This is a genomic window from Amycolatopsis samaneae (genome assembly GCF_039541975.1).
Classification (GTDB): domain Bacteria; phylum Actinomycetota; class Actinomycetes; order Mycobacteriales; family Pseudonocardiaceae; genus Amycolatopsis; species Amycolatopsis samaneae.
This window is the reverse complement of the sequence record NZ_BAABHG010000005.1, coordinates 360,146-382,691: the sequence shown is the minus strand read 5'-3', so window position 1 is coordinate 382,691 and position 22,546 is coordinate 360,146. Positions and strand designations below refer to the sequence as shown.

At 72.8% G+C, this 22,546-nt stretch carries 1 protein-coding gene (only partly in view); it reads right to left on the bottom strand.

The features are described from left to right. Positions 1 to 7: 7 nt before the first annotated feature. On the bottom strand, positions 8 to 22,546 hold the 3' portion of the coding sequence (locus tag ABD987_RS15190) for a non-ribosomal peptide synthetase (protein WP_345392571.1). It continues 3,597 nt past the right edge of the window; only the last 22,539 of its 26,136 coding nucleotides appear in the window; its start codon lies off the right edge, out of view; the stop codon is at positions 8 to 10.

The following is a 22,546-nucleotide window of genomic DNA, read 5'->3' as shown; positions in this document are numbered from 1 at the left end:
CCGTCCGTCATCGCGATTCCAGCCAGGCCGCGATCGCCTGCCAGACCAGGCCCATCATGTCGGGGCGGACCATTTCCGCGTGCCCACAGGGAATGGGCACCTCGGTCAGTTCGCCGTCGATGTGCGGCGCCCACCGCGCGGCGAGGGGGCCGTCCTCCGGCCGGTTGTCGGCCGAGACGAGGATCAGCGCGTCGCCGTCGAACCGCCCGGTGGCGTGCACACCCCTGATCCGGGTGTTGTTCTCGAAGGTCCGTGCGAAGACCGCGATCTCCTCGTCGGAGAACCCGCCGAGCAGATGACCGAACTCCGCCCGGATCGTTTCCTCCCACGACACGTCCTCGCCGGCGTCGACGGCCTCCCCCTTCGCGCGCGCCTCCGCCAGGATCGCGTCGAGCGGGAACGAATCCATGATCACCAGGGCGACCTCCTCGCCCAGCGCCCGCAGCTGCACGGCCATCTCGTGCGCCGGAGCGGTCCCGAAGGAGTAGCCGACAAGGTGATACGGGCCTCGTGGTTGCACCTCGCGCAGCCGCTCGACGTAGTCGGCCGCCATCTCGGCCAGCGAACCCGCGAACGGGGTCCTCCCGTCGACGCCGCGAGCCTGCAGACCGTAGATCGGTACCTCCGGCGGCACGTGCTGCACGAAAGGCGTGTAACACCAGCTGAGCCCGCCCGCCGGGTGCACGCAGAACAGCGGCGGGCGGTCGCCGCCGCCCCGGATGGTCAGCAGCACTCCGAGCGAGTCCCGCACCGACGACAGGCTCAGCGTGTTCAGCAGCTCGGTCACCGTCGGGGCGGCCATCACGTCCTGGACGGAGGTGGTGATGCCCCGCGTTTTCAGCCGCTGCACCAGGGCGACCGCCAGCAGCGAATGCCCGCCGAGCGCGAAGAAGTCGTCGTCCACCCCGACCTCGGGCAGTCCGAGCACCTCGGCGAACGCCTCGCACATCGACTGTTCGAGCGCCGCCAGCGGCCCGGTCGCCCCGCCACCGGCACCCGCGCCGGTCGCGAGTTCGGGAGCGGGCAACGCCTTCCGGTCCAGCTTCCCGTTCCGCGTCAGCGGCAGGGCGTCCAGCGCCACGAACGCCGAGGGCACCAGATAGGCGGGCAACCGCTCGGCGGCGTACTCGTGGACCGCCTCGGCGAGCCCGTCACCGTCACCGGCGGGGACGAGGTAGGCGATCAGCCGCTTGTCCCCGGGGACGTCCTCACGCACCACCACCGCGGCCTGGCCGACCGCCGGATGCGCCGTCAGGACGGCCTCGGCTTCGCCGGGCTCGACCCGGAACCCGCGGATCTTCACCTGCCCGTCCGCGCGGCCGGCGAACACCAGCCCGCCCTCCGGCACCCATTTGACCAGGTCCCCGGTGCGGTACATGCGCTCACTCGCCCCGAACGGGCAGGCCACGAAGCGCTCACCGGTCGGCCCCGGCCGGTTGAGGTAACCACGCGCGACACCGGCCCCCGCGACGTACAGCTCCCCGGCGACGCCGACCGGCACCGGCCGGAGCGTGTCGTCCAGGACGTACACCCGCGTGTTGTCCAGCGGGCGCCCGATCGGCAGGACGCCGTCGATCTCCCCCGGATCACCGGCTTCGTGCTGGGTCGCGCACAACGTCACCTCGGTCGGCCCGTACAGGTGCCGCACCACCACCCCGGCGTTCTCCGCCAGCACCCGCCGCACCGACTCGGCGGGCACCACGTCTCCGCCCGTGAGCACCTCACGCACCCCGGCGAAGCACCCCGGATCCTGCTCGGCCAGCACCCGCAGCAGCCCCGCCGTCACGTGCACGTGGGACAGCTGGTGGCTCGCGATCAGCCGCCGCAGCACCGTCGCGTCCATCGGCTCGTCCGGCGCCACCACGACCGTGCCGCCGGACAGCAACGGCACCCACAGCTCGTATGAGGACGCATCGAAGGCGTGCGGGGCGTGGAACAGCACTCGCGACGCTGCGCCCCAGCACCGGTCCCCGGCCAGCGCGACGACGTCCCGATGCGCCGTCACCACGCCCTTGGGTACCCCGGTCGATCCCGAGGTGTACATCAGGTACGCCGCCGCTTCGGGGACCGTCGGCGACGGCAGTCTCGTACCGGCGTCGGCCTTCGCGCCGAGGGGCACCACCGTGAGACCGGCCGTCCGGCCGAGCTCGTGCCCGGCCGTCGCGTCGTGCACGAGCATCACCCGCGCGCCCGCGTCCTCGACCACCGCCCGCATCCTGGCCACCGGCCAGCCCACGTCCAGCGGGAGATAGGCACCGCCGGCCTTCAGCACCGCCAGCAACGCCACCACCAGCTCGGCCGACCGCCGCATCAGCACGGCGACGACCGACTCCGGTCCCACCCCCGACGCGACCAGTACCCGTGCCAGCTCGTCGGCCCGTGCGTCGAGCTCGCCGTAACCCAACCGGACGTCGCCCGCCACCAGTGCCACCGCGTCCCGATCCGCCGCCACCCGCTGGGCGAACGCCTCCGGCACCGAAACGTCCGCGACCGGGGCCACGGTGTCGTTGCGTCCCTCGACGAGGTCGGACAGCTCGGTCTCGCCCAGTACGTCCACCGCCAGGAGCGTGGTCTCGGGTGCCGTCGCCAGCGCGGTGACCAGATTGTCCAGGCAGGTGTGCAGGAGCGCGCAGATCCGGCCGGGGTCGGCGGGCGCCACCGCGTCCACGGTGATCGTGAAGCCCTCACGGTCGACATCGACCACCACCCCGAGCGGGTAATCGGTGAGATCCCGCACGGCCAGCAGGCCCATACCGTCCAGTGCGTCGGCCGCCTCCTGGGTGCCCTCCTGGTTGTGCCGGTAGTTGAACAGCGAGGTGAACAGCGGGCTGCCGGGCAGTCCGCTGGCCGCCTGGGCGGTGGCCAGCGGCGCGTGCTCGTGCACCATCAGCTCGGCCAGCTGACCGCGAAGCTCCGTCACCCCTTCCACCACGCTCCTGCCCGCGAGCCGGACCCGCACCGGCAGGGTGTTGAGGAACAGGCCCACCGCCCGGTCGGCACCGCTACCCGCGTTCATCCGTCCAAAGAGGAGGGTGCCGAAGACCACGTCGTCGCGGCCCGAAACCACGCCCAGCACGCGCGCCCAGGCCAGGTGGAACAGGGACGCCGGGCTCACCCCGAGCGACCGCGCCACCGCGCGCATCCGCTCGGTCAGCGCGCCGTCGACGCGGTGTCGGGCCTGCGCGGCCCGGACGCCGTCACCGTGCACCTCCACCATGCCGTAGGGGGCGGTGATCTCGGTGACGTCGCCGAGGAGCTTGGTGAAGTAGCGCTCGTGCTCCTCCCGCGACACGCCGAGCCGTGCCTGCGCGACGAACTCGCGGAAGGGCACCGGTGCGGGCAGCCGATCGGCTTCCCCCGTCAGGTACGCCCGCAGATCGTCGAGCAGTACCTGCATGGCGGTGTGGTCCTGGACCAGGTGGTGGATGCGGAGCAGGCACAGCCACCGGTCGCCCCGGGGGTCGGCGGCGATGTGCGTGCTCAGCAGCGGCGCCCTGTCCAGTGGCATCCAGCCGCGGACGGCGGCCATCAGCTGCTCGGCGACCTCCGGGCCGCCGGGGTCCAGGACGACCTCGTCGACCGGCAGTTCGGCGTGGCGCACCACCACCTGGACCGGCTCCCGGATCCCTTCGGAGACGACCGCCGTGCGGTAGATGTCGTGCCGGTCCACCACCCACTGCATCCCCGCGAGGAAGTCGTCGAGACGGTCCCGCGCGTCGAAGTCGATCACCGTGGCCGTCACGTACACGTCCGTGCCGTCCCGGTCAACCATCAGGTGATGGAAGAAGATGCCTTCCTGCAACGGCGCCAGCGGATAGACGTCCTGCACGTTCGCCGCCCCGCCCGGCACGGCCGCCACCACCGACGCCAGCTCCTCCGCCGACAGGTCGACCAGCGGCAGCATCTCCGGCGTCAGCTCGGTGGCGTCCTCCGGGATCAGGTTCGGCGGTACCACCACCGGCTCCGGACCGGCCACCGCGGCGAGCCCGGCCGGTGTCGGTGTCGTGAACAACGCCCGCACCGACACCGAAACGCCGCGCTGTCGCAACCACTCCACCAGCGACACCGCCAGCAGGGAATGCCCGCCCAACGCGAAGAAGTCGTCCTCGACCCCGACCGACGGCAGGCCGAGAACCTCGGCGAACGCCTGGCAGAGCAGTTCCTCTTCGGTGCTGGCCGGAACACGACCACCACCTGTGGCGAAGGCGGGCGCGGGCAGTGCCTTCCGGTCCAGTTTTCCGTTGCCGGTCAACGGCAACGCGTCCAGCACCACTACCGCCGAGGGCACCAGGTACGACGGCAGCCGCGCGGCGGCGAACCCACGCACGGCCTCCGGCAGACCATCGGCACCGGCAGTGGGCACGACGTAGCCCACGAGGCCGGGACCGCCGGGCGAATCCTCCCGCGCGATCACCACGGCCTGCGCCACGTCGGGATGCGCCGCCAGCACGGCCGCCACCTCGCCGGGCTCGATCCGGAACCCGCGGATCTTCACCTGATCGTCCGCGCGCCCGGCGAACACCAACCGGCCGTCGGCGTTCCAGCGGGCCCGGTCCCCGGTCCGGTACATCCGGGTGCCCGGGGAACCGAAGGGACACGCCAGGAACCGCTCGCCGGTCAGCGCCGGGTGCCCCGCGTAGCCGCGCGCCACCTGCGGACCGGCCACGTACATCTCGCCCACGACCCCCGCGGGGACCGGCCGCAGCCACTCGTCCAGCACGAACACCGACAGCCCAGGGAGGCCCCGGCCGATCACACTGCCGTCTCCGCTTTCGCGCTCGGCCAGGACGTGCTGGGTGACGTGCACGGTGGTCTCGGTGATCCCGTACATGTTCACCAACCGGGGACCGGACTCGCCGAACCGCGCCCACCACTCGGCCAGCCGCGCGGGCTCCAACGCCTCGCCGCCGAAAACCACCGTCCGCACCTGGTCCAGCCCGCCGGTCCCGGACTGGACCGCCAGCAACGAGAAGAACGCCGACGGGGTTTGGCTCAGCACCGTGACCCGTTCCCGTGCCACCAGATCCAGGAACTCCCGCGGTGAACGTGACACGTCGAACGGGACCACCACGACCCGGCCGCCGTGCGACAGCGCGCCCCACAGTTCCCACACGGAGAAATCAAAGGCCGCGGAGTGGAACCAGGTCCACACGTCCTCGGTCCCGAACCCGAACGAATCGCGCGTGGCCGCGAACAACGCCACGACGTTGCGGTGCGGGACCACCACGCCCTTCGGCTTCCCCGTCGACCCCGACGTGAAGATCACGTACGCCGGATGGGACGGCAGCAGCGGCGAAACCCGGTCGGCGTCCGACACCGGCGCGGCGTCGAACCCGGCGACCTCGGCCACGAACTCCGGCGTGTCCACCACCAGCGCCGCCGCGGTGTCCCCGAGCATGAACCCGACGCGTTCGGCGGGCTGTCCCGGCTCGATCGGCAGATACGCGCCACCGGCCTTCAGCACCGCCAGCGCGGCGATCACCAGTTCCGGCGACCGTTCCAGGCTCACCGCCACGACCGACTCCGGGCCCACACCCGCCGCGATCAGCTTCCGCGCCAGCCGGTTCGCCCGCGCCTCCAGCTCGCCGTAGGTCAGCTCGACCTCGCCGCACACCAGCGCCGTCGCCTCCGGTGCCCGCGCCGCCTGCTCGGCGACCAGATCCGGCAGCACCCGGTCCGGCACCGGCCCCGCCGGGTCGTTCCACTCCTCGACGATCCGCCGGTACTCGGCCGGTTCGAGCACCTTGACCGCGCCGACACGCACCTCGGCGTCCGCCGAAACCTCGCTGAGCACGCGGACCAGATACCGCGCGATCCGCTCGGTGGTGTTCTCGTCGAACAGGTCCGAGGCCGCGATGAGCGAGCCGCGCATCCCCGCCGGGGCACCGGACTCGTCGAAGGCCTCGGCCATGCTCAGGTCCAGGTCGAACTTGGCCGACGCGGTGTCGCCCGTCGCCAGCGGGCCGGTCCGCAGGCCGGCCAGCCCAGCCTGGGCCCCACCGCCCGCCCGCGCGGTGTTCTGCAGGGTGAGCATGACCTGGAAGAGCGGATGCCGGGCCAGCGACCGCGTCGGCGCCAGCTCCTCGACCAGCTTCTCGAACGGCACGTCCTGGTTTTCGTACGCCGCCAGGCTGGTGGCCCGCACCCGCGCCAGCAGGGCACGGAACGTCGGGTCGCCGGACAGGTCGCCGCGGATCACCAGGGTGTTCACGAAGAAGCCGACCAGCTCGTCCAGCGCCTGGTCCATCCGCCCGGCGACGGCGGCCCCGATCGGGATGTCGGTGCCCGCGCCGAGACGATGCAGCAACGTCGCGAACGCCGCCTGGAGCACCATGAAGACCGTGACGCCCTCGGCCTTCGCCAGCTCCAGCAGCCGCGCGTGGACCTCGGAGGGCACCTCCACCGGCCGCGCGTGCCCGCGGTGGGACGCCTCGGCGGGCCGGGGCCGGTCCACCGGCAGCTCCAGTTCGTCCGGTGCCCCCTCCAGGACGTCCCGCCAGTAGGCCACCTGCTCGGCCAGCACCGTGCCAGGAGCGTGCTCGGCACCGAGCAGATCCCGTTGCCACAGCGCGTAATCGACGTACTGCACCGGCAGCGGCGACCACTCCGGCGCCCGCCCCTCGATGCGGGCCGCGTAGGCCGCCGCGAGGTCGCGGGCCAGCGGTTCCATCGACCAGCCGTCGCCCGCGATGTGGTGGACCACCACCGCGAGCGCGTGTTCCCGCGCACCGGTCCCGAACAGCCAGGCCCGCAGCGGGATCTCGGTGGCGAGGTCGAACTCGTACCCGGCCGCCGCGGCCACCGCCTCGTCGAGCTCCTCGGGTGACACCTCCGCGAACCGGAGCTCGAACCCGGCGTCGGCGATCGGCAGGACCCGCTGGCACGGCTCCCCGTCCAGCATCGGGAACACCGTCCGCAGTACCTCGTGCCGCCCGATCACGTCGCGGAACGCGGCCGCCAGCGCCGCCCGGTCCAGCTCCCCGGACAGCCGCAGCCCCAACGGGATGTTGTACGCGGCGCTCGGCCCGTCCAGCTGCCGCAGGAACCACAACCGCCGCTGCGCGAACGACAACGGCACCCGATCGGGCCGTTCCCGCGCCGCCAGCGCGGCCCTGCCCGGTCTCGCCTCGACGAGCTCGCGGACGAGAGCGGCCGGGGTCGGCGCCTCGAACACCGCACGGACCGGCAGTTCGACGCCCAGCACCGCGCGCACCCGGCTCGCCAGCCGCATCGCGAGCAGGGAATGCCCGCCCAGCGCGAAGAAGTCGTCGTCCATCCCGACCCGGTCCAGGCCGAGGACCTCGGCGAACGCGCCGCACAGCAGTTCCTCGCGGGCACCGGAGGGCGCCCGGCCCGCGCCCGCGGTGTGCCCGGGGGCGGGCAGTGCCGCGCGGTCGAGCTTCCCGCTGACCGTCAGCGGAAGCGCGTCCAGCTCGACGACCGCCGAGGGGACCAGATGCGACGGCAGACGCTCGGCCACGAACTCCCGCACCGCCGCCGCCAGCCCGTCGACGTCCTCGCCCGGCACCGCGTACGCCACCAGACGCGGATCTCCCGGCCTGTCCTCGCGGACGACGACCGCGGCACTGGCCACCGCGGGATGCGTGGCGACCACGGCCTCGACCTCGCCGGGCTCGATCCGGAACCCGCGGATCTTGACCTGGTCGTCCGCGCGGCCGAGGAACGCCAGCTGCCCGTCCGCGCCCCAGCGGGCCCGGTCACCCGTGCGGTACATCCGGCCGCCCCACGGGCAGGCCACGAACCGCTCGGCCGTCAGCCCCGCCCGGCCCACGTAACCGCGTGCCACGCCGGGACCCGCCACATACAGCTCGCCGGGCACGCCCACCGGCACCGGAGCCAGCCGGTCGTCGAGAAGGTACACCCGGGCGCCGCCGATCGGACGGCCGATGGGCGGCACCTCGCCGGGACGCAGCTCGTCACTCAGCGTGCACAGCACGGTGATCTCGGTCGGGCCGTAGGCGTTCACCATCCGCCGTCCCGGCGTCCAGCGTTCGACCAGCTCTGGCGAGCACGCCTCCGCGCCCACCACCAGCGTGACCAGCGCGTCGCCCGCCCCCTCGGGCACGGTGGCGAGCACGCTCGGCGGGATCAACGCGTGGGTGATCCGCTCCGTCCGCAGCACCTCGGCGAGTTCGTCCCCCGCCAACGGCCCTGCCGTCGCGGGGACGACCAGCGTCGCGCCGCACGAGAACGCCATGACCAGTTCCATCACCGACGCGTCGAAGCTCGGCGAGGCCAGTTGAAGCACCCGGGAATCGCCGTCCAGCGCGAACGACTCGATCTGGGCCAGCGCCAGCGAAGGAAGACCACGGTGCGTGACCGCCACGCCCTTCGGCCGCCCGGTCGAACCGGACGTGTAGATCACGTACGCCGGGTGGTCCGGCAGCAACGGCGCGACCCGGTCGGTGTCGGTGACGGCGCCGTCGTCCAGGCCCGCCAGCTCCGCGTCGACCTCCGCGGTCCCGAGCACCAGCACGGGCACGCCGTCCGGTACCGCCGACCGGCTGCCGGAGCTCGTCAGTACCAGCGCCGGAGCGGAATCGGCGAACATGAGCCCGACGCGCTCGGCCGGGAGCGCCGGATCGACCGGCAGGCAGGCCGCGCCGGCCCGCACGATCGCCAGAAACGCGATCATCGGCTCCAGTGAGCGTTCCAGCACCACCGCGACCACCGACTCCGGCCCGGCACCCCGCGCGATCAGCAGCCGCGCCAAGCGGTTCGTGACCGCGTCCAGCTCCCGATAGGACAGTTCGACGTCCCCGCGGGCGAGCGCCACGGCGTCCGGCGTCTCGGCCGCCCGCGCCGCGAACAGGTCCCCGAACGGCACCCGTGGCACGTCCCGGATCGGCCCGGTCCCCGCGTCCAGTACCCGCCGCCGCTCGGCCGCGCGCACCACCTCGACCGCCGAAAGTGCCGTGCCGGGAGTTTCCTCGAGCACGGAAACCAGGCTGTCGAGACAGGCGTTCAGCAACTCACAGACCTGACCGGGATCGGCCGGGGCGAGCGCCTCCACGGTCAGCAGGAACCGCTCTGCCGCGTCGTCGACGGACACCGTCAGCGGGTAGTTGCTCTGCTCGCGGTACGCCAGCAGCTCGATGCCGTCGACGGGGTCGTCGTCCCGGCCCGGGGCCCCGCCGTCGTCCGGAGCCGTCGTGAAGCGGTAGTTGAACAGCGACGTGAACAGCGGGAGACCGCCCGGCACGCCACTGGCCGACTGCGCCAGCGTCAGCGGCGCGTGCTCGTGCACCATCAGCCCGGCGAGCTGACCCCGTATGGCCGACAGCGCCGCACCCGCGCCGGTGCCGTCGAGCCGGACCCGCACCGGCAACGTGTTGATGAACGGCCCCGCCGCCCGCCGCACGTCGGCCGCGGCGTTCATCCGTCCGAAAAGGACGGTGCCGAACACCACGTCGTCGCGCCCCGCCAGCGTACCGAGTACCCGCGCCCAGGCCAGGTGGAAGACGGTCGCGGGCGTGACCCCGCGCGCACGGGCCAGCCCGCGCACCCGCCGGGCCAGCGCGTCCTCCACCCACCGGTCGGCGCGCGTCGCCGCCCCGCCGCCGTGCACGTCCAGCAGCCCGTACGGCGCGGTCGGTTCGGTCAGGTCGCCGAGCAGTCCGGCGAAGTAGGCCTCGTGCTCCTCCCGCGCGACGCCGAACCGCGCCCGCGCCACGTATTCACGGAACGGCACGGGCTCGGGCAGGTCCGCGGCGCGTCCGGCGAGCATCGCGCGCACCTCGTCCAGGAGCACGTCCAGCGCGGTGTGGTCCTGGACAAGGTGATGGATGAGCAGCAGCGCGACCCAGCGCCCGGTGCCCGGGTCGCAGGCGACCCGGACCCGCATCAGCGGCGCCCGGTCCACCGCCATCCCGGTTCCCGCGGCGGTCATCAGCTGCTCGGCGACGTCACCGGCGCCGTCGAGAACGACTTCGTCCACCGGCAGCTCGGCGGTACGGCAGACGACCTGCACCGGTTCGCGCAGTCCCCGCCAGACCACCGCCGTCCGGTAGGTGTCGGTGCGGTCGATGATTCCCTGCAGCGCGGCCAGGAACCCGTCCAGCAGGGCTCGCGAATCGAAGCGCAGCACGGTCGGCAGCAGGTAGACGTCCGCCTCGTCCCGCCCGGCCATCAGGTGATGGAAGAACATGCCCTCCTGCAGCGGGGCCAGCGGGTACACGTCGGCGATGTTGGCCGCGCCGCCCGGCACGGCCCCGGCCACCGTGGCGATCTCCGCCTCGGTCAGCTCGGCCATGGTCAGCATCTCCGGGGTGAGCTCGGCCGCACCGGACGGGATCAGATTCGGTGGCACCACCACCCGTTCCGGACCGGCCGCCGCGGCCAGCCCCGCCGGGGTGGCGTGCTCGAACAACGCCCGCACCGACACCGCGGTCCCGCGTCCGCGGAGATACTCCACAAGGGACACCGCGAGCAGCGAATGCCCGCCCAGCGCGAAGAAGTCGTCGCCGGCCCCCACCTCGTCGAGGCCGAGAACCTGGGCGAACGCCGCGCAGAACAGCTCCTCCCTCGGGCTCGCCGGGAGCCTGCCCGCGCCCGCGGCGAAGGTGGGCGCGGGCAGGGCCCCGCGGTCCAGCTTCCCGTTCGGCGTCAACGGCAGCTCGTCGAGTGGCACGACCGCGGACGGCACCATGTACGAGGGCAAACGTTCGGCTGCGTACAAGCGCACCGCTTCGGCCCTGTCGTCCCCGGTGGCCACCACGTAGGCGATGAGCCGCCGATCGCCCGGTACGTCCTCACGCACGACCACCGCGACCCGTGCCACACCCGCACAGCCGCCCAGCACCGCCTCGACCTCGCCGAGCTCGATCCGGAATCCGCGGATCTTCACCTGGTCGTCCGCGCGGCCCAGGAACTCCAGCTCGCCGTCCGCGCGCCACCGCACGACGTCACCGGTGCGGTACAACCGCTCGCCGTCGTCGCCGAACGGAGAGGCCACGAACCGTTCCGCCGTCGCGCCCGGACGCCCCAGATAGCCCCGGGCGAGCTGGACACCGGCCAGGTACAACTCGCCCGTGGCGCCCGGCGGGACCGGCCGCATCGTGCCGTCGAGGACGTACGCCCTCGTGTTGGCGATCGGCCCGCCGATCGGCACCCGGCCGGTGCCGTGCCCGTCGAGTTCGGCCGCGGTCGCCCACACCGTCGCCTCGGTCGGGCCGTACAGATTGGTGACCGCGCGCCCGGACGCCTCGGCCATGCGGACGGCCAGCGCCCCCGGCAGCGCCTCGCCGCCGACCAGCGGGCGCAGCCCGCGCGCCGCTTCCGGGCACGCGGTCAGCAGTGCCTGCCACAGCGCCGGGGTCGCCTGCATCGTCGTGACGCCGAACCGGTCGATCAGCTCGGCCACCGCCGCCGGATCCCGCACGGCCGCGTCCTCCGCCAGCACGACCCCGGCACCCGCGAGCAGCGGCACGTACAGCTCCAGGACGTGGATGTCGAAGGACACCGTCGTGACGGCCAGCAGCCGGTCCCCGGCCCCCAGCGGGAACCGTTCGCCCATCGCCGCCACGAAGTTCGCCATGGCGCCGTGCGGGACGACGACGCCCTTGGGCCGCCCGGTGGAGCCCGACGTGTAGATCACGTACGCCGGGTGATCCGGCAGGAGAATCCCGTGCCGCTCAGCGGTGGTCAGGTCGCTGTCGTCCAGCGCCGCCAGTTCGGCCGTGACGCGGGGATCGTCGAGCACGATCCGGTCCGGCCCACGCTCGACGACCCCGGTGGCCAGGGAAGTGAGCACGAGCCCCGGGCGGGCGTCGTCGAACTGGTACCCGACCCGCTCGGCCGGATGCGCGGGATCGATCGGCAGGTAGGCGCCCCCGGCCTTGAGCACCGCCAGCAGCGCCACCACCAGTTCCGCGGAGCGGCCCAAGCACACCGCGACGGGCGTCTCCGGGCCGACGCCGTGCCGGACGAGCAGCCGGGCGAGCCGGTTGGCCCGCGCGTTCAGCTCGGCGTAGGTCAGCCGGGTGCCGTCACCGTGCAGCACCGCGAGCGCGTCCGGTGTCCTGGCCGCCCGCGCCGCGAAGGACTCGGGCACGAGCAGGGCCGGTCGCGGCGCGTCGGTGCGGTTCCATTCCCCGACCACCAGCGCGCGCTCGGCGGGATCGAGCAGGTCGATCCCGCTCAGCCGCACGCCGGTGTCCTCGGCGAGCAGGCTCAGCACCCGGACCAGACAGCGCGCGACGCGGTCGGCCGTGTCCTGGTCGAACAGGTCGGCGGCCGCGATGAGCATGCCCGCCATCCCGGCGGGCGCACCGGCCTCGTCGAAGGACTCGCCCATCGACACGTCGAGGTCGAACTTCGCCGCCACGCCGCCGGTGGGCAGCGCGCCGATCTCCAGACCGGGCAGCGCCACGCCGGGCCCGCCGTCCGGCCCGCCCGCGTTCTGCAGCGTCAGCATGACCTGGAACAACGGGTGCCGGGCCAGCGACCGCACCGGCGCGAGCTCCTCGACGAGCTTCTCGAAGGGCACGTCCTGGTGTGTGAAGGCCGCCAGCGACGTGTCCCGCACCCGATCGAGGATCTCGGCGACCGTCGGGTCACCGGACAGGTCCGTCCGCAGCACGAGCGTGTTGACGAAGAAGCCGACGAGGTCGTCCAGTGCCTGGTCGGTGCGTCCCGCGACCGCGACCCCGATCGGGATGTCCGTACCGGCGCCCAGCCGCGACAGCACCACGGCCAGCGCGGTCTGCACCGTCATGAACAGGGTCACGCCCCGCTCCCGTGCCACCGCACGGAGGCGCCGATGCACCTCGGCCGGGATCTCGATCGGGGCGAGCCCACCACGGTGGGACGCGGTGGCCGGCCGTGGCCGGTCGGCGGGCAGGGCCAGCTCCTCCGGCGCCCCGTCGAGGGCGTCCCGCCAGTACGCGACCTGGTGGGAGAGCACGCTGCCCGGATCGTCCTCGTCGCCGAGAAGTTCCCGCTGCCAGAGCGCGTAGTCCGCGTACTGCACCGGAAGCGGCGTCCACTGAGGACGCTCGCCGGCCAGCCGCGCCTCGTAGGCCGCGGCGATGTCGCGCGACATCGGCTCCATCGACCAGGCGTCGGCCGCGATGTGGTGCACCACGAGAACCAGGACATGCTCCTCCGGCGCCACCGCGAGCAACGACGCCCGGACCGGGGGCTCGGCGGTCAGATCGAACGCGTATCCCGCCGCCTCGGCGATCGCGTCGTCGAGGCGGCCGGACGCCACCTCGACCACGTCCAGCGCGAACGCCGTCTCCTCGGCCGGAAGCACGCGCTGGTACGGCTCGCCGTCAGCCAGCCCGAAGACGGTACGCAGCACTTCATGGCGCTCGGCCACGTCCCGCAACGCCGCCGCGAAGGCCGTCCTGTCCAGCTCGCCGGTCAGGCGCAGTGTCAGCGGGATGTTGTAGGTGGAGCTGGGACCCTCCAACTGGCCGAGGAACCACAACCGCCGCTGCGCGAACGACAACGGCATCGGCTCCGGCCGTTCCCGCGCCACCAGCGCCGTCCGGCCGGGGACTCCCAGTGCCGTCGACGCCGCCAGGTTCGCCGGGGTCCGGGCCTCGAACACCGCGCGCAGCGGCAGTTCCAGCGACAGTACCGCCCGCACCCGGCTCACCAGCCGCATGGCCAGCAGGGAATGCCCGCCCAGCGCGAAGAAGTCATCGTCCACCCCGACCCGGTCCAGGCCGAGGACCTCGGCGAACGCCTGGCACAGCAGCTCTTCGGTGGCATTCGCCGGAGCCCGCCCCGCACCCGCCGAGTACTCGGGCGCGGGCAACGCGGCCCGGTCCAGTTTTCCGTTGACCGTCACCGGGAAGCGGTCGAGCTCGACGAACGCCGACGGGACCAGGTACTCCGGCAGCCGCTCGGCGGCATCCGCGCGCGCCGTGGCGCCGACCGCCGTGCCCGGCTCGGCAGGCACCAGGTAGGCGACCAGCCTCTTGTCACCCGGCACGTCCTCGCGCACCAGCACGGCGGCATGGGCGACCGCCGGGTGCGCGGCGAGCACGGCCTCCACTTCGCCGGGCTCGACCCGGAATCCCCGGATCTTGACCTGCTCGTCCGCCCGCCCGGCGAACACCAACCGACCATCCGAAGTCCACCGGACCAGATCACCCGTCCGGTACATCCGATCGCCCCTGTCCCCGAACGGGCAAGCCACAAACCGTTCCGCCGTCCACAGTGGACGATTCAGGTAACCACGTGCGACACCCGCACCGGCCACATACAGCTCACCGGCCACGCCCACCGGGACCACGTCGAGCCGGTCGTCCAGGACGTAGACCCGGGTGTTGTCCAGCGGCCGCCCGATCGGCAGCACGCCCTCGACCGCACCGGAAGCACCGACCTCGTGCTGGGTCGCGCACAACGTCACCTCGGTCGGCCCGTACAGGTGGCGCACCGTGACGCCCGGATTCGCCTCCAGCACCCGTCGCACCGAGTCCGCCGGGACGACGTCACCGCCCGTCAGCACCTCACGCACTCCGGCGAGGCACGACGGGTCCTCGTCGACGAGCACGCGGAGCAGCCCGGCCGTCAGGTGGACATGGGACAGCGCGTGCCCGGTGACCAGCCGCCGCAGCACGGTCGCGTCGACGCGTTCCACCGGCGCGACCACCACGGTCCCGCCCGTGAGCAACGGGGCCCACAGCTCGTACGACGACGCGTCGAACGCGTGCGGCGCGTGGAACAGCACCCGCGACGGCGAACCCCAGCACCGGTCCTTCGCCAACCGCACCACGTCACGGTGAGTGGCCACCACGCCCTTCGGCACCCCGGTCGAACCGGAGGTGTACATGACGTAGGCGGCCTGTCCCGGCGGGAAATACCGAGGCAGAGCGACATCGGCGTCGGTGCCGGCAGCGGCGGAGATCGTCGGGATGTCCAGCCCGTCCAAGAATTCGTGGTCCGCCGTCGGCTCGTGCACGACCAGCGTCGCGGCACCCGAATCCTCGACGACCGCCCGCATCCGCGCGACCGGCCAGCCCGCGTCCAGCGGCACGTACACCCCACCGGCCTTGAGGATCGCCAGCAGGGTCACCACCAGCTCGGCCGACCGCTCCATCAGCACCGCGACCGGCGACTCCGCGCTCATCCCCTTGGCCACCAGCGTCCGCGCGAGCAGGTCCGAGCGGGCGTCCAGTGCGGCGTAGCCGAGCGTCACCGCACCGGACACCAGAGCGGGGGCCACCGGCGCCTCGGCCACCCGCGCCGCGAACGCCTCGGGCACCGAAACGTCCGGAACGGCCACGGTGGTGTCGTTCCAGTCCTCCCGCAGCCGGCGCCGGGACCGGGCGTCCAGGACGTCCACTCCGGCGAACGGCGTCTCCGGGGCTTCCGCGAGCGCGGTCACCAGGTTGCCGAGGCAGGTGTGCAGCAGCGCGCAGACCTGGCCGGGATCGGCGGGCGTCATCGCGTTCACGGTGATCGCGAAACCCGGCCCGTCGTTGTCGACGGCAACGTGCAGCGGATAGTTCGTGTGCTCCCGGGTGAAGACCGTCCGGATGCCGTCGATGCCCTCGCTGGGTTCGGGCTCCTCCTGGTTGTGCCGATAGTTGAACAGCGACGTGAACAGCGGGCTGCCACCGGGCAGCTCGGCCGCGGCCTGCGCCGAGGCCAGCGGCGCGTGCTCGTGGACCATCAGGTCGGCGAGCTGTCCTCGCATCGCGGCCAGCGCCTCACCCACACTCGGCCCGGCCAGACGTACCCGCACCGGAAGCGTGTTGAGGAACAGGCCGGGCGCGCGGTCGGCACCCGCGCCCGCGTTCATCCGGCCGAACAGGAGCGTGCCGAACACGACGTCGTCACGTCCCGAAACCGCACCGAGCACGCGTGCCCAGGCCAGATGGAACAGCGTCGCCGGGCTCACGCCGAGCGCCCGCGCCACCTCGCGCATCCGTGCGGACAGGGCGTCGTCCACCCGCAGGTGGGCGAGCGCGACCGCTTCGCCGTCTCCGTAGGTGTTCACGAGGCCGTAGGGCGCGGTGGTTTCGGTGACGCCGGCGAGCAGCTCGGCGAAGTAGCGCTCGTGGTCGTCCTCGGACACCCCGTGCCGTGCCTGCGCGACGAAGTCGCGGAAAGGCACCGGCGGCGGCACCTCGTCGGCCCGCCCGGCGAGAAACGCCTGAAGATCTTCGAGTATCACGTCGAAGGTGGTGTGGTCCTGGATCAGGTGGTGGATGCGCAGCAGCACCAGCCAGCCACCCGCCGGATCGGCGGCGACGCGCACCCGGATGAGTGGCGCGGCGGCCAGTTCCATCCGGTGCTCACCCGCGGACAGGAGCTGGTCGACGGCGCTGGGCCCATGGGGATCGAGGGTGACTTCCTCGACCGGCAGCCGGACGTGCCGGGTGACCACCTGGACGGGATGCGGGAGCCCTTCGGACAGGATCGCGGTGCGGTAGATGTCGTGCCGGTCCACCAGCCATCGCATCGCCGCGAGAAAGCGGTCGAGGCGATCCCGGGTGTCGACCGCCAGCACGGTCGGCGTGGCGTACACGTCGGTGCCGTCCCGACCGGCCAGCAGATAGTGGAAGTAGATGCCTTCCTGCAATGGCGCCAACGGATAGACGTCCTGCACATTGGCCGCCCCGCCCGGAACCGCCGCCGCGATCAGCTCGGTCTCGGCTGCGCTCAGGTCGACCAGCGGCAGCATCTCCGGCGTCAGCTCGGTGGCACCCTCCGGGATCAGATTCGGCGGCACCTCGATCGCCTCCGGACCGGCCACCGCCGCCAGCCCCGCCGGAGTCGGCGTCGAGAACAACGCCCGCACCGACACCGACACACCACGCTGCCGCAACCACTCCACCAGCGACACCGCCAGCAGGGAATGCCCACCCAGCGCGAAGAAATCGTCCTCCACACCGACCTGGTCCAGGCCCAGTACCTCCGCGAACGCCTGGCACAGCAGCTCTTCCTCAGTGGAGGCCGGAACACGCCCACCACCTGTGGCGAAGGCGGGCGCGGGCAGTGCCTTCCGATCCAGCTTCCCGTTGCCCGTCAACGGCAACGCGTCCAGCACCACCACCGCCGAGGGCACCAGATACGACGGCAACCGCGCGGCAGCGAACCCACGCACCGCCTCCGGCAGACCATCGGCACCGGCAGTGGGCACGACATAACCCACCAGCCGGACATCACCGGCGACGTCCTCCCGCGCGATCACCACGGCCTGCGCCACCCCGGGATGCGCCGCCAGCACGGCCGCCACCTCACCGGGCTCCACCCGGAACCCACGCACCTGCACCTGATCGTCCGCACGCCCGGCGAACACCAACCGGCCATCGGCGTTCCAGCGAGCCCGGTCCCCGGTCCGGTACATCCGGGCACCCGGCGCGGCGAACGGACATGCCACGAACCGCGCACCCGTCAGACCCGGACGATTCACGTACCCACGCGCCACCTGTGGACCGGCCACGTACACCTCACCCGTGACCCCCGCGGGCACCGGCCGCAGCCACTCGTCCAGCACGAACACCGACAAGCCCGGGAGACCCCGGCCGATCACGCTCCCGGCAGCCTTCGGGGTGAGATCGAAATGGGTGACGTGCACGGTGGTTTCGGTGATCCCGTACATATTCACCAACCGGGGACCCGATTCACCGAACCGCGCCCACCATTCGGTCAACCGCGCGGGCTCCAACGCTTCCCCGCCGAAAACCACCGTCCGCAGATTGTCCAGGCCGCCGGTGGCTACCGCCATCAGCTGGTAGAACGCCGACGGGGTCTGACTCAGCATCGTCACCCGTTCCCGCTCCAGCAATTCGGCGAATTCCCGCGGAGAACGTGAAACGTCGAACGGAACCACCACAACCCGGCCACCATGCAGCAACGCGCCCCACAGTTCCCACACCGAGAAATCGAACGCGAACGAATGAAACCACGACCACACATCACCAACACCGAAATCGAACAACTCCCGCGCCGCCGCGAACAACGCCACCACATTGCGATGCGGAATCGCGACCCCCTTCGGCTTCCCCGTCGACCCCGACGTATAGATCACATAGGCCGGATTCCCGGGACGCGCCACGATCGGCGGCGCCATCCCCACCTCGGGCCCAGCCTCGTCCGCCACCACGACCGGCACGCTCTCCGGCACCGCCGGGGCGCACTCCGCCGTCGTCACCACACACACCGCGCCCACGTCCGCGAGCACGAACCCGATCCGCTCCACCGGAGAATCCGGATCCACCGGCAGATACGCACCACCGGCCTTCAGCACCGCCAGCAACGCCACCACCAGCTCGGCCGACCGCCGCGCGACCACGCCGACGACCGTCTCCGGGCCGACGCCCTGACCGGCCAGACGACGGGCCAGGCCGTTCGCACGCGCGTCCAGCTCCGCGTACGACAGCTCGACGTCCCCCGCCGTGACGGCGATCGCGTCCGGCGTGCGCGCCGCCTGCACCTCGAACAGCTCCGGCAGCGTCGTCTCGGGGACCGGCGGCCCCGCCTTGTTCCAGCCCTCCACAGTGGACAGTTCGGCGGCGTCCAGCACCTCGACCGCGCCGAGCCGCAGGTCCGGCCGACGGGTCACCTCGCCGAGCACCCGCGCGAACCAGGTCATGATCCGGTCCGCGGTACTCCGGTCGAACAGGTCGGCCGCCACGATGAGCGTTCCACGCAGTCCGGCCGGTGCGCCCGCCGCGTCGTGGGTCTCGTCGAAGGCCAGGTCCAGATCGAACTTGGCGGGCACCACGCCCGTGGGCACCACCGAAGTCTCCAGGCCCGGCAGCCCGGCGTCGGTCCCGACCGGCACAGTCTGCACGGTCAGCATCACCTGGAACAGCGGGTGCCGGGTCAGCGACCGGGCCGGGGCGAGCTCCTCGACCAGCCGCTCGAACGGGACGTCCTGGTGGGCCAGCGCCGCGAGGAGGTTTTCCCGTGCCCGCCCCAGTATCTCGGTGAAGTTCGGGTTCCCGGACAGGTCGGTGCGCAGCACGAGGGTGTTGACGAAGAACCCGGCCAGCTCGTCCAGGGCCTGGTCGGTGCGTCCCGCGACGGCCGTGCCGATCGGGATGTCCCGGCCGCAGCCCAGCCGCGACAGCGTCACCGCCAGCGCGGCCTGCAGCACCATGAACACCGTCACGCCCTCGGCCCGCGCCAGCTCCAGGAGCCGCCGGTGCAGTTCGGCCGGAAGCTCGGCCTCGGCGACATGGCCCCGATGAGACAGCTCCGCCGGACGGGGCCGGTCGGCAGGCAGGTCCAGCTCCTCCGGCAGGCCCGCGAGCGCGGACCGCCAGTAGTCCACCTGCCGCGAGAGCACGCTGTCCGGATCGTTCTCGTCGCCGAGCAGTTCCCGCTGCCAGACCGCGTAGTCGGCGTACTGCACCGGCAGCGGCGTCCACGCAGGGGCCGCGCCGTCCAGCCGCGCCTCGTACGCCAGCGAAACGTCACGCGCCAGGGGCGCCATCGACCAGGCGTCCCCCGCGATGTGGTGCACCACCAGGACCAGCACGTACTCGTCCGGTGCCAGCGCGAACAGCGAGGCACGCACCGGGATCTCCGCCGCCAGGTCGAAGGAATACGTCGCGGCCCGGTCGACCGCGGCCGCCAGCTCACCGGGCGGCACCTCGGCCACGTCCAGCGCGAACGCGGACTCGTCCACCGAAAGCACCCGCTGGTACGGCTCGCCGTCGGCCAGCGCGAACACGGTCCGCAACACCTCGTGCCGCCCGACCACGTCCCGCAACGCCGCCGCGAAGGCGTCCCGGTCCAACGCCCCGGTCAACCGCAGGCCCAGCGGAATGTTGTAGGTCGGGCTCGGGCCCTCCAGCCGGCCGAGGAACCACAACCGCCGCTGCGCGAACGACAACGGCACCCGGTCCGGTCGCTCCCGCGCCACCAGTGCCGTCCGTCCCGGCGTGGCGACCTCGGTGAGCCGGACCGCCAGGCGCGCGGGGGTCGCGGCCTCGAACACGGTCCGGATCGGCAGTTCGACGTCCAGGATCGCGCGGATCCGGCTCACCAGCCGCATCACCAGGAGCGAATGCCCGCCGAGGGCGAAGAAGTCGTCGTCCACCCCGATCGACGGCAGGCCCAGGACGTCGGCGAACGCCTGGCACAGCAGATCTTCGGTCACGTTCGCCGGAGCGCGGCCCGCGCTGACCGCGTGCTCGGGCGCGGGCAGGGCCGCCCGGTCCACCTTCCCGTTGACCGTCAGCGGGAGCGCGGCCAGTTCCACGAACGACGCCGGGATCAGGTATTCGGGCAGGCGCCCGGCCAGGTAGTCGCGCACCGCCCCGGCGATCGGCGGGCCCGCCTCCACGGGCACGACGTAGCCGATCAGCCGCTTGTCCCCCGGGACGTCCTCGCGCACGACCACGGTCGCCTGCGCGACCGCCGGGTGCCCGGCGAGCACGGCCTCGACCTCGCCGGGTTCCACCCGGAAGCCGCGGATCTTGACCTGGTCGTCCGCCCGTCCGGCGAACACCAGCCGGCCGTCCGGCGTCCACCGGGCCAGGTCCCCGGTGCGGTACATCCGCCCGCCCGGCCCGAACGGGCAGGCGACGAACCGCTCCGCCGTGGTCCGCGCGCGGTTGACATAACCCCGCGCGAGACCCGCACCGGCCACGTAAAGCTCACCGGCCACACCCACCGGCACCACGTTGAGCCCGTCGTCCAGGACGTAGACGCGGGTGTTGTCCAGCGGCCGCCCGATGGGCAGCGCGCCGTCGGCTTCGGCAGCCTCGGCGATCTCGTGCTGGGTGGCGCACAGCGTGACCTCGGTCGGCCCGTAGAGATGCCGCACGACGACCCGCGAGCCCGTCTCCAGTACCCGGCGGACGGCCTCGGCCGTCACCACGTCCCCGCCGGTCAGCACCTCGCGTACCCCGGCGAAGCAGCCGGGGTCGTCCTCGGCCAGCGCCCGCAGCAGACCGGCGGTCACGTGGACATGGGTCAGCGCGTGCGCGGAGATCAGCCGCCGCATCAGCGCCGCGTCGACGCGTTCGGCGGGGGCGATCACCACGGTGCCGCCCGACAGCAGCGGTACCCACAGCTCGTAGGACGACGCGTCGAACGCGTGGGGAGCGTGGAACAGCACCCGCGCCGCGGCACCCCAGCACCGGTCCATCGCCAGGCGCACCACGTCCCGGTGCGTGGCCACCACGCCCTTCGGCTCGCCGGTCGAGCCCGACGTGTACATCACGTAGGCGGCGCAACCCGGCAGTACCGAGTCCGGCAGAGCCACCGGGGTGTCCGCCTCGGCGTCCACCGTCAGCACCGCGACGCCGAGTTCGAGCCCGGCGGTCGCCCCGTGCGCCAGAAGCAGGCAGGCACCCGCGTCCGCGGTCACCGCGCGCATCCGCGCTTCCGGCCACCCGGTGTCCAGCGGCACGAACACGCCGCCTGCCTTCAGCACCGCCAGGAACGCCACCAGCAGCTCGACCGACCGCTCCATCGCGACCGCCACGGCCGACTCCGGCCGCACGCCCGCGTCGACCAGCGCCCGCGCCAGCCGGTCCGCGCGCGCGTCCAGCTCGCCGTAGGACACCTCCGTCTCGCCGGAGACGAGCGCGACGGCGCCGGGATCGGCCGCGACCCTGGCCGCGAACGCGTCCGGTACCGACACGTCCGGCACCGGTACCGCGGTGTCGTTCCAGCCGTCCACCAGCGCGGACAGCTCGGTCCCGTCCAGTACGTCCACGGTGCGCAGCGGAGTGGCGGGCTCCTCCGCGAGGGCCGTGGTGAGCGCTTCCAGGCAGGTGACCAGCAGCGCGCCCACCCGTGCCGGGTCGGCGGGCGCCACCGCGTCCAGGGTGATCGCGAAGCCGGACTCGTGAGCGTCGACCGCGACCGCGAGCGGGTAGTTCGTGAGGTCACGGGCCGAGAGGACCTTCATCCCGTCCAGCGCGGGGCGGGCCTCCTCCGGAGTGCCCGGACTGTGCCGGTAGTTGAAGATCGAGCTGAACAACGGACTGCCGCCGGACAGGCCGCTGGCCCCCTGCGCGAGCGCCAGTGGCGCGTGCTCGTAGGCCAGCAGGTCCGCCAGCTGGTGGCGCAGCCCGGTCAGTGCCTCGCCGACGCCCTGCTTCGCCAGCTTCACCCGGACCGGCAGCGTGTTGATGAACAGCCCCGGCACACGGTCCGCGCCGGTACCGGCGTTCATCCGTCCGAAAAGGACGGTGCCGAACACGACGTCGTCGCGTCCCGACACCGCGCCTAGCACCCGTGCCCAGGCCAGGTGGAACACCGTCGCCGGGCTCGCGCCCCACGTCCGCGCCACCTCGCGGACGCGCTCGCCCAGCGCGTCGTCCACCCACAGATGAGCCTGCTCCGAGCCGGTGCCGTCGCCGTGCAGATCCACCAGGCCGTACGGAGCGGTCGTCTCGGTGACGTCGCCGAGCAGCCCGGCGAAGTACCGCTCGTATTCCTGCCGTGGCACGCCGAGCCGTGCCTGCGCCACGAACTCGCGGAAGGGCACCGGCGCGGGCAGTTCCCCGGTCCGCCCGGACAGGAACGCCCGCAGATCGTCGAGCAGCACCTCCAGGGTGGTGTGGTCCTGCACCAGGTGGTGCACGCGCAGCAGGCCGAG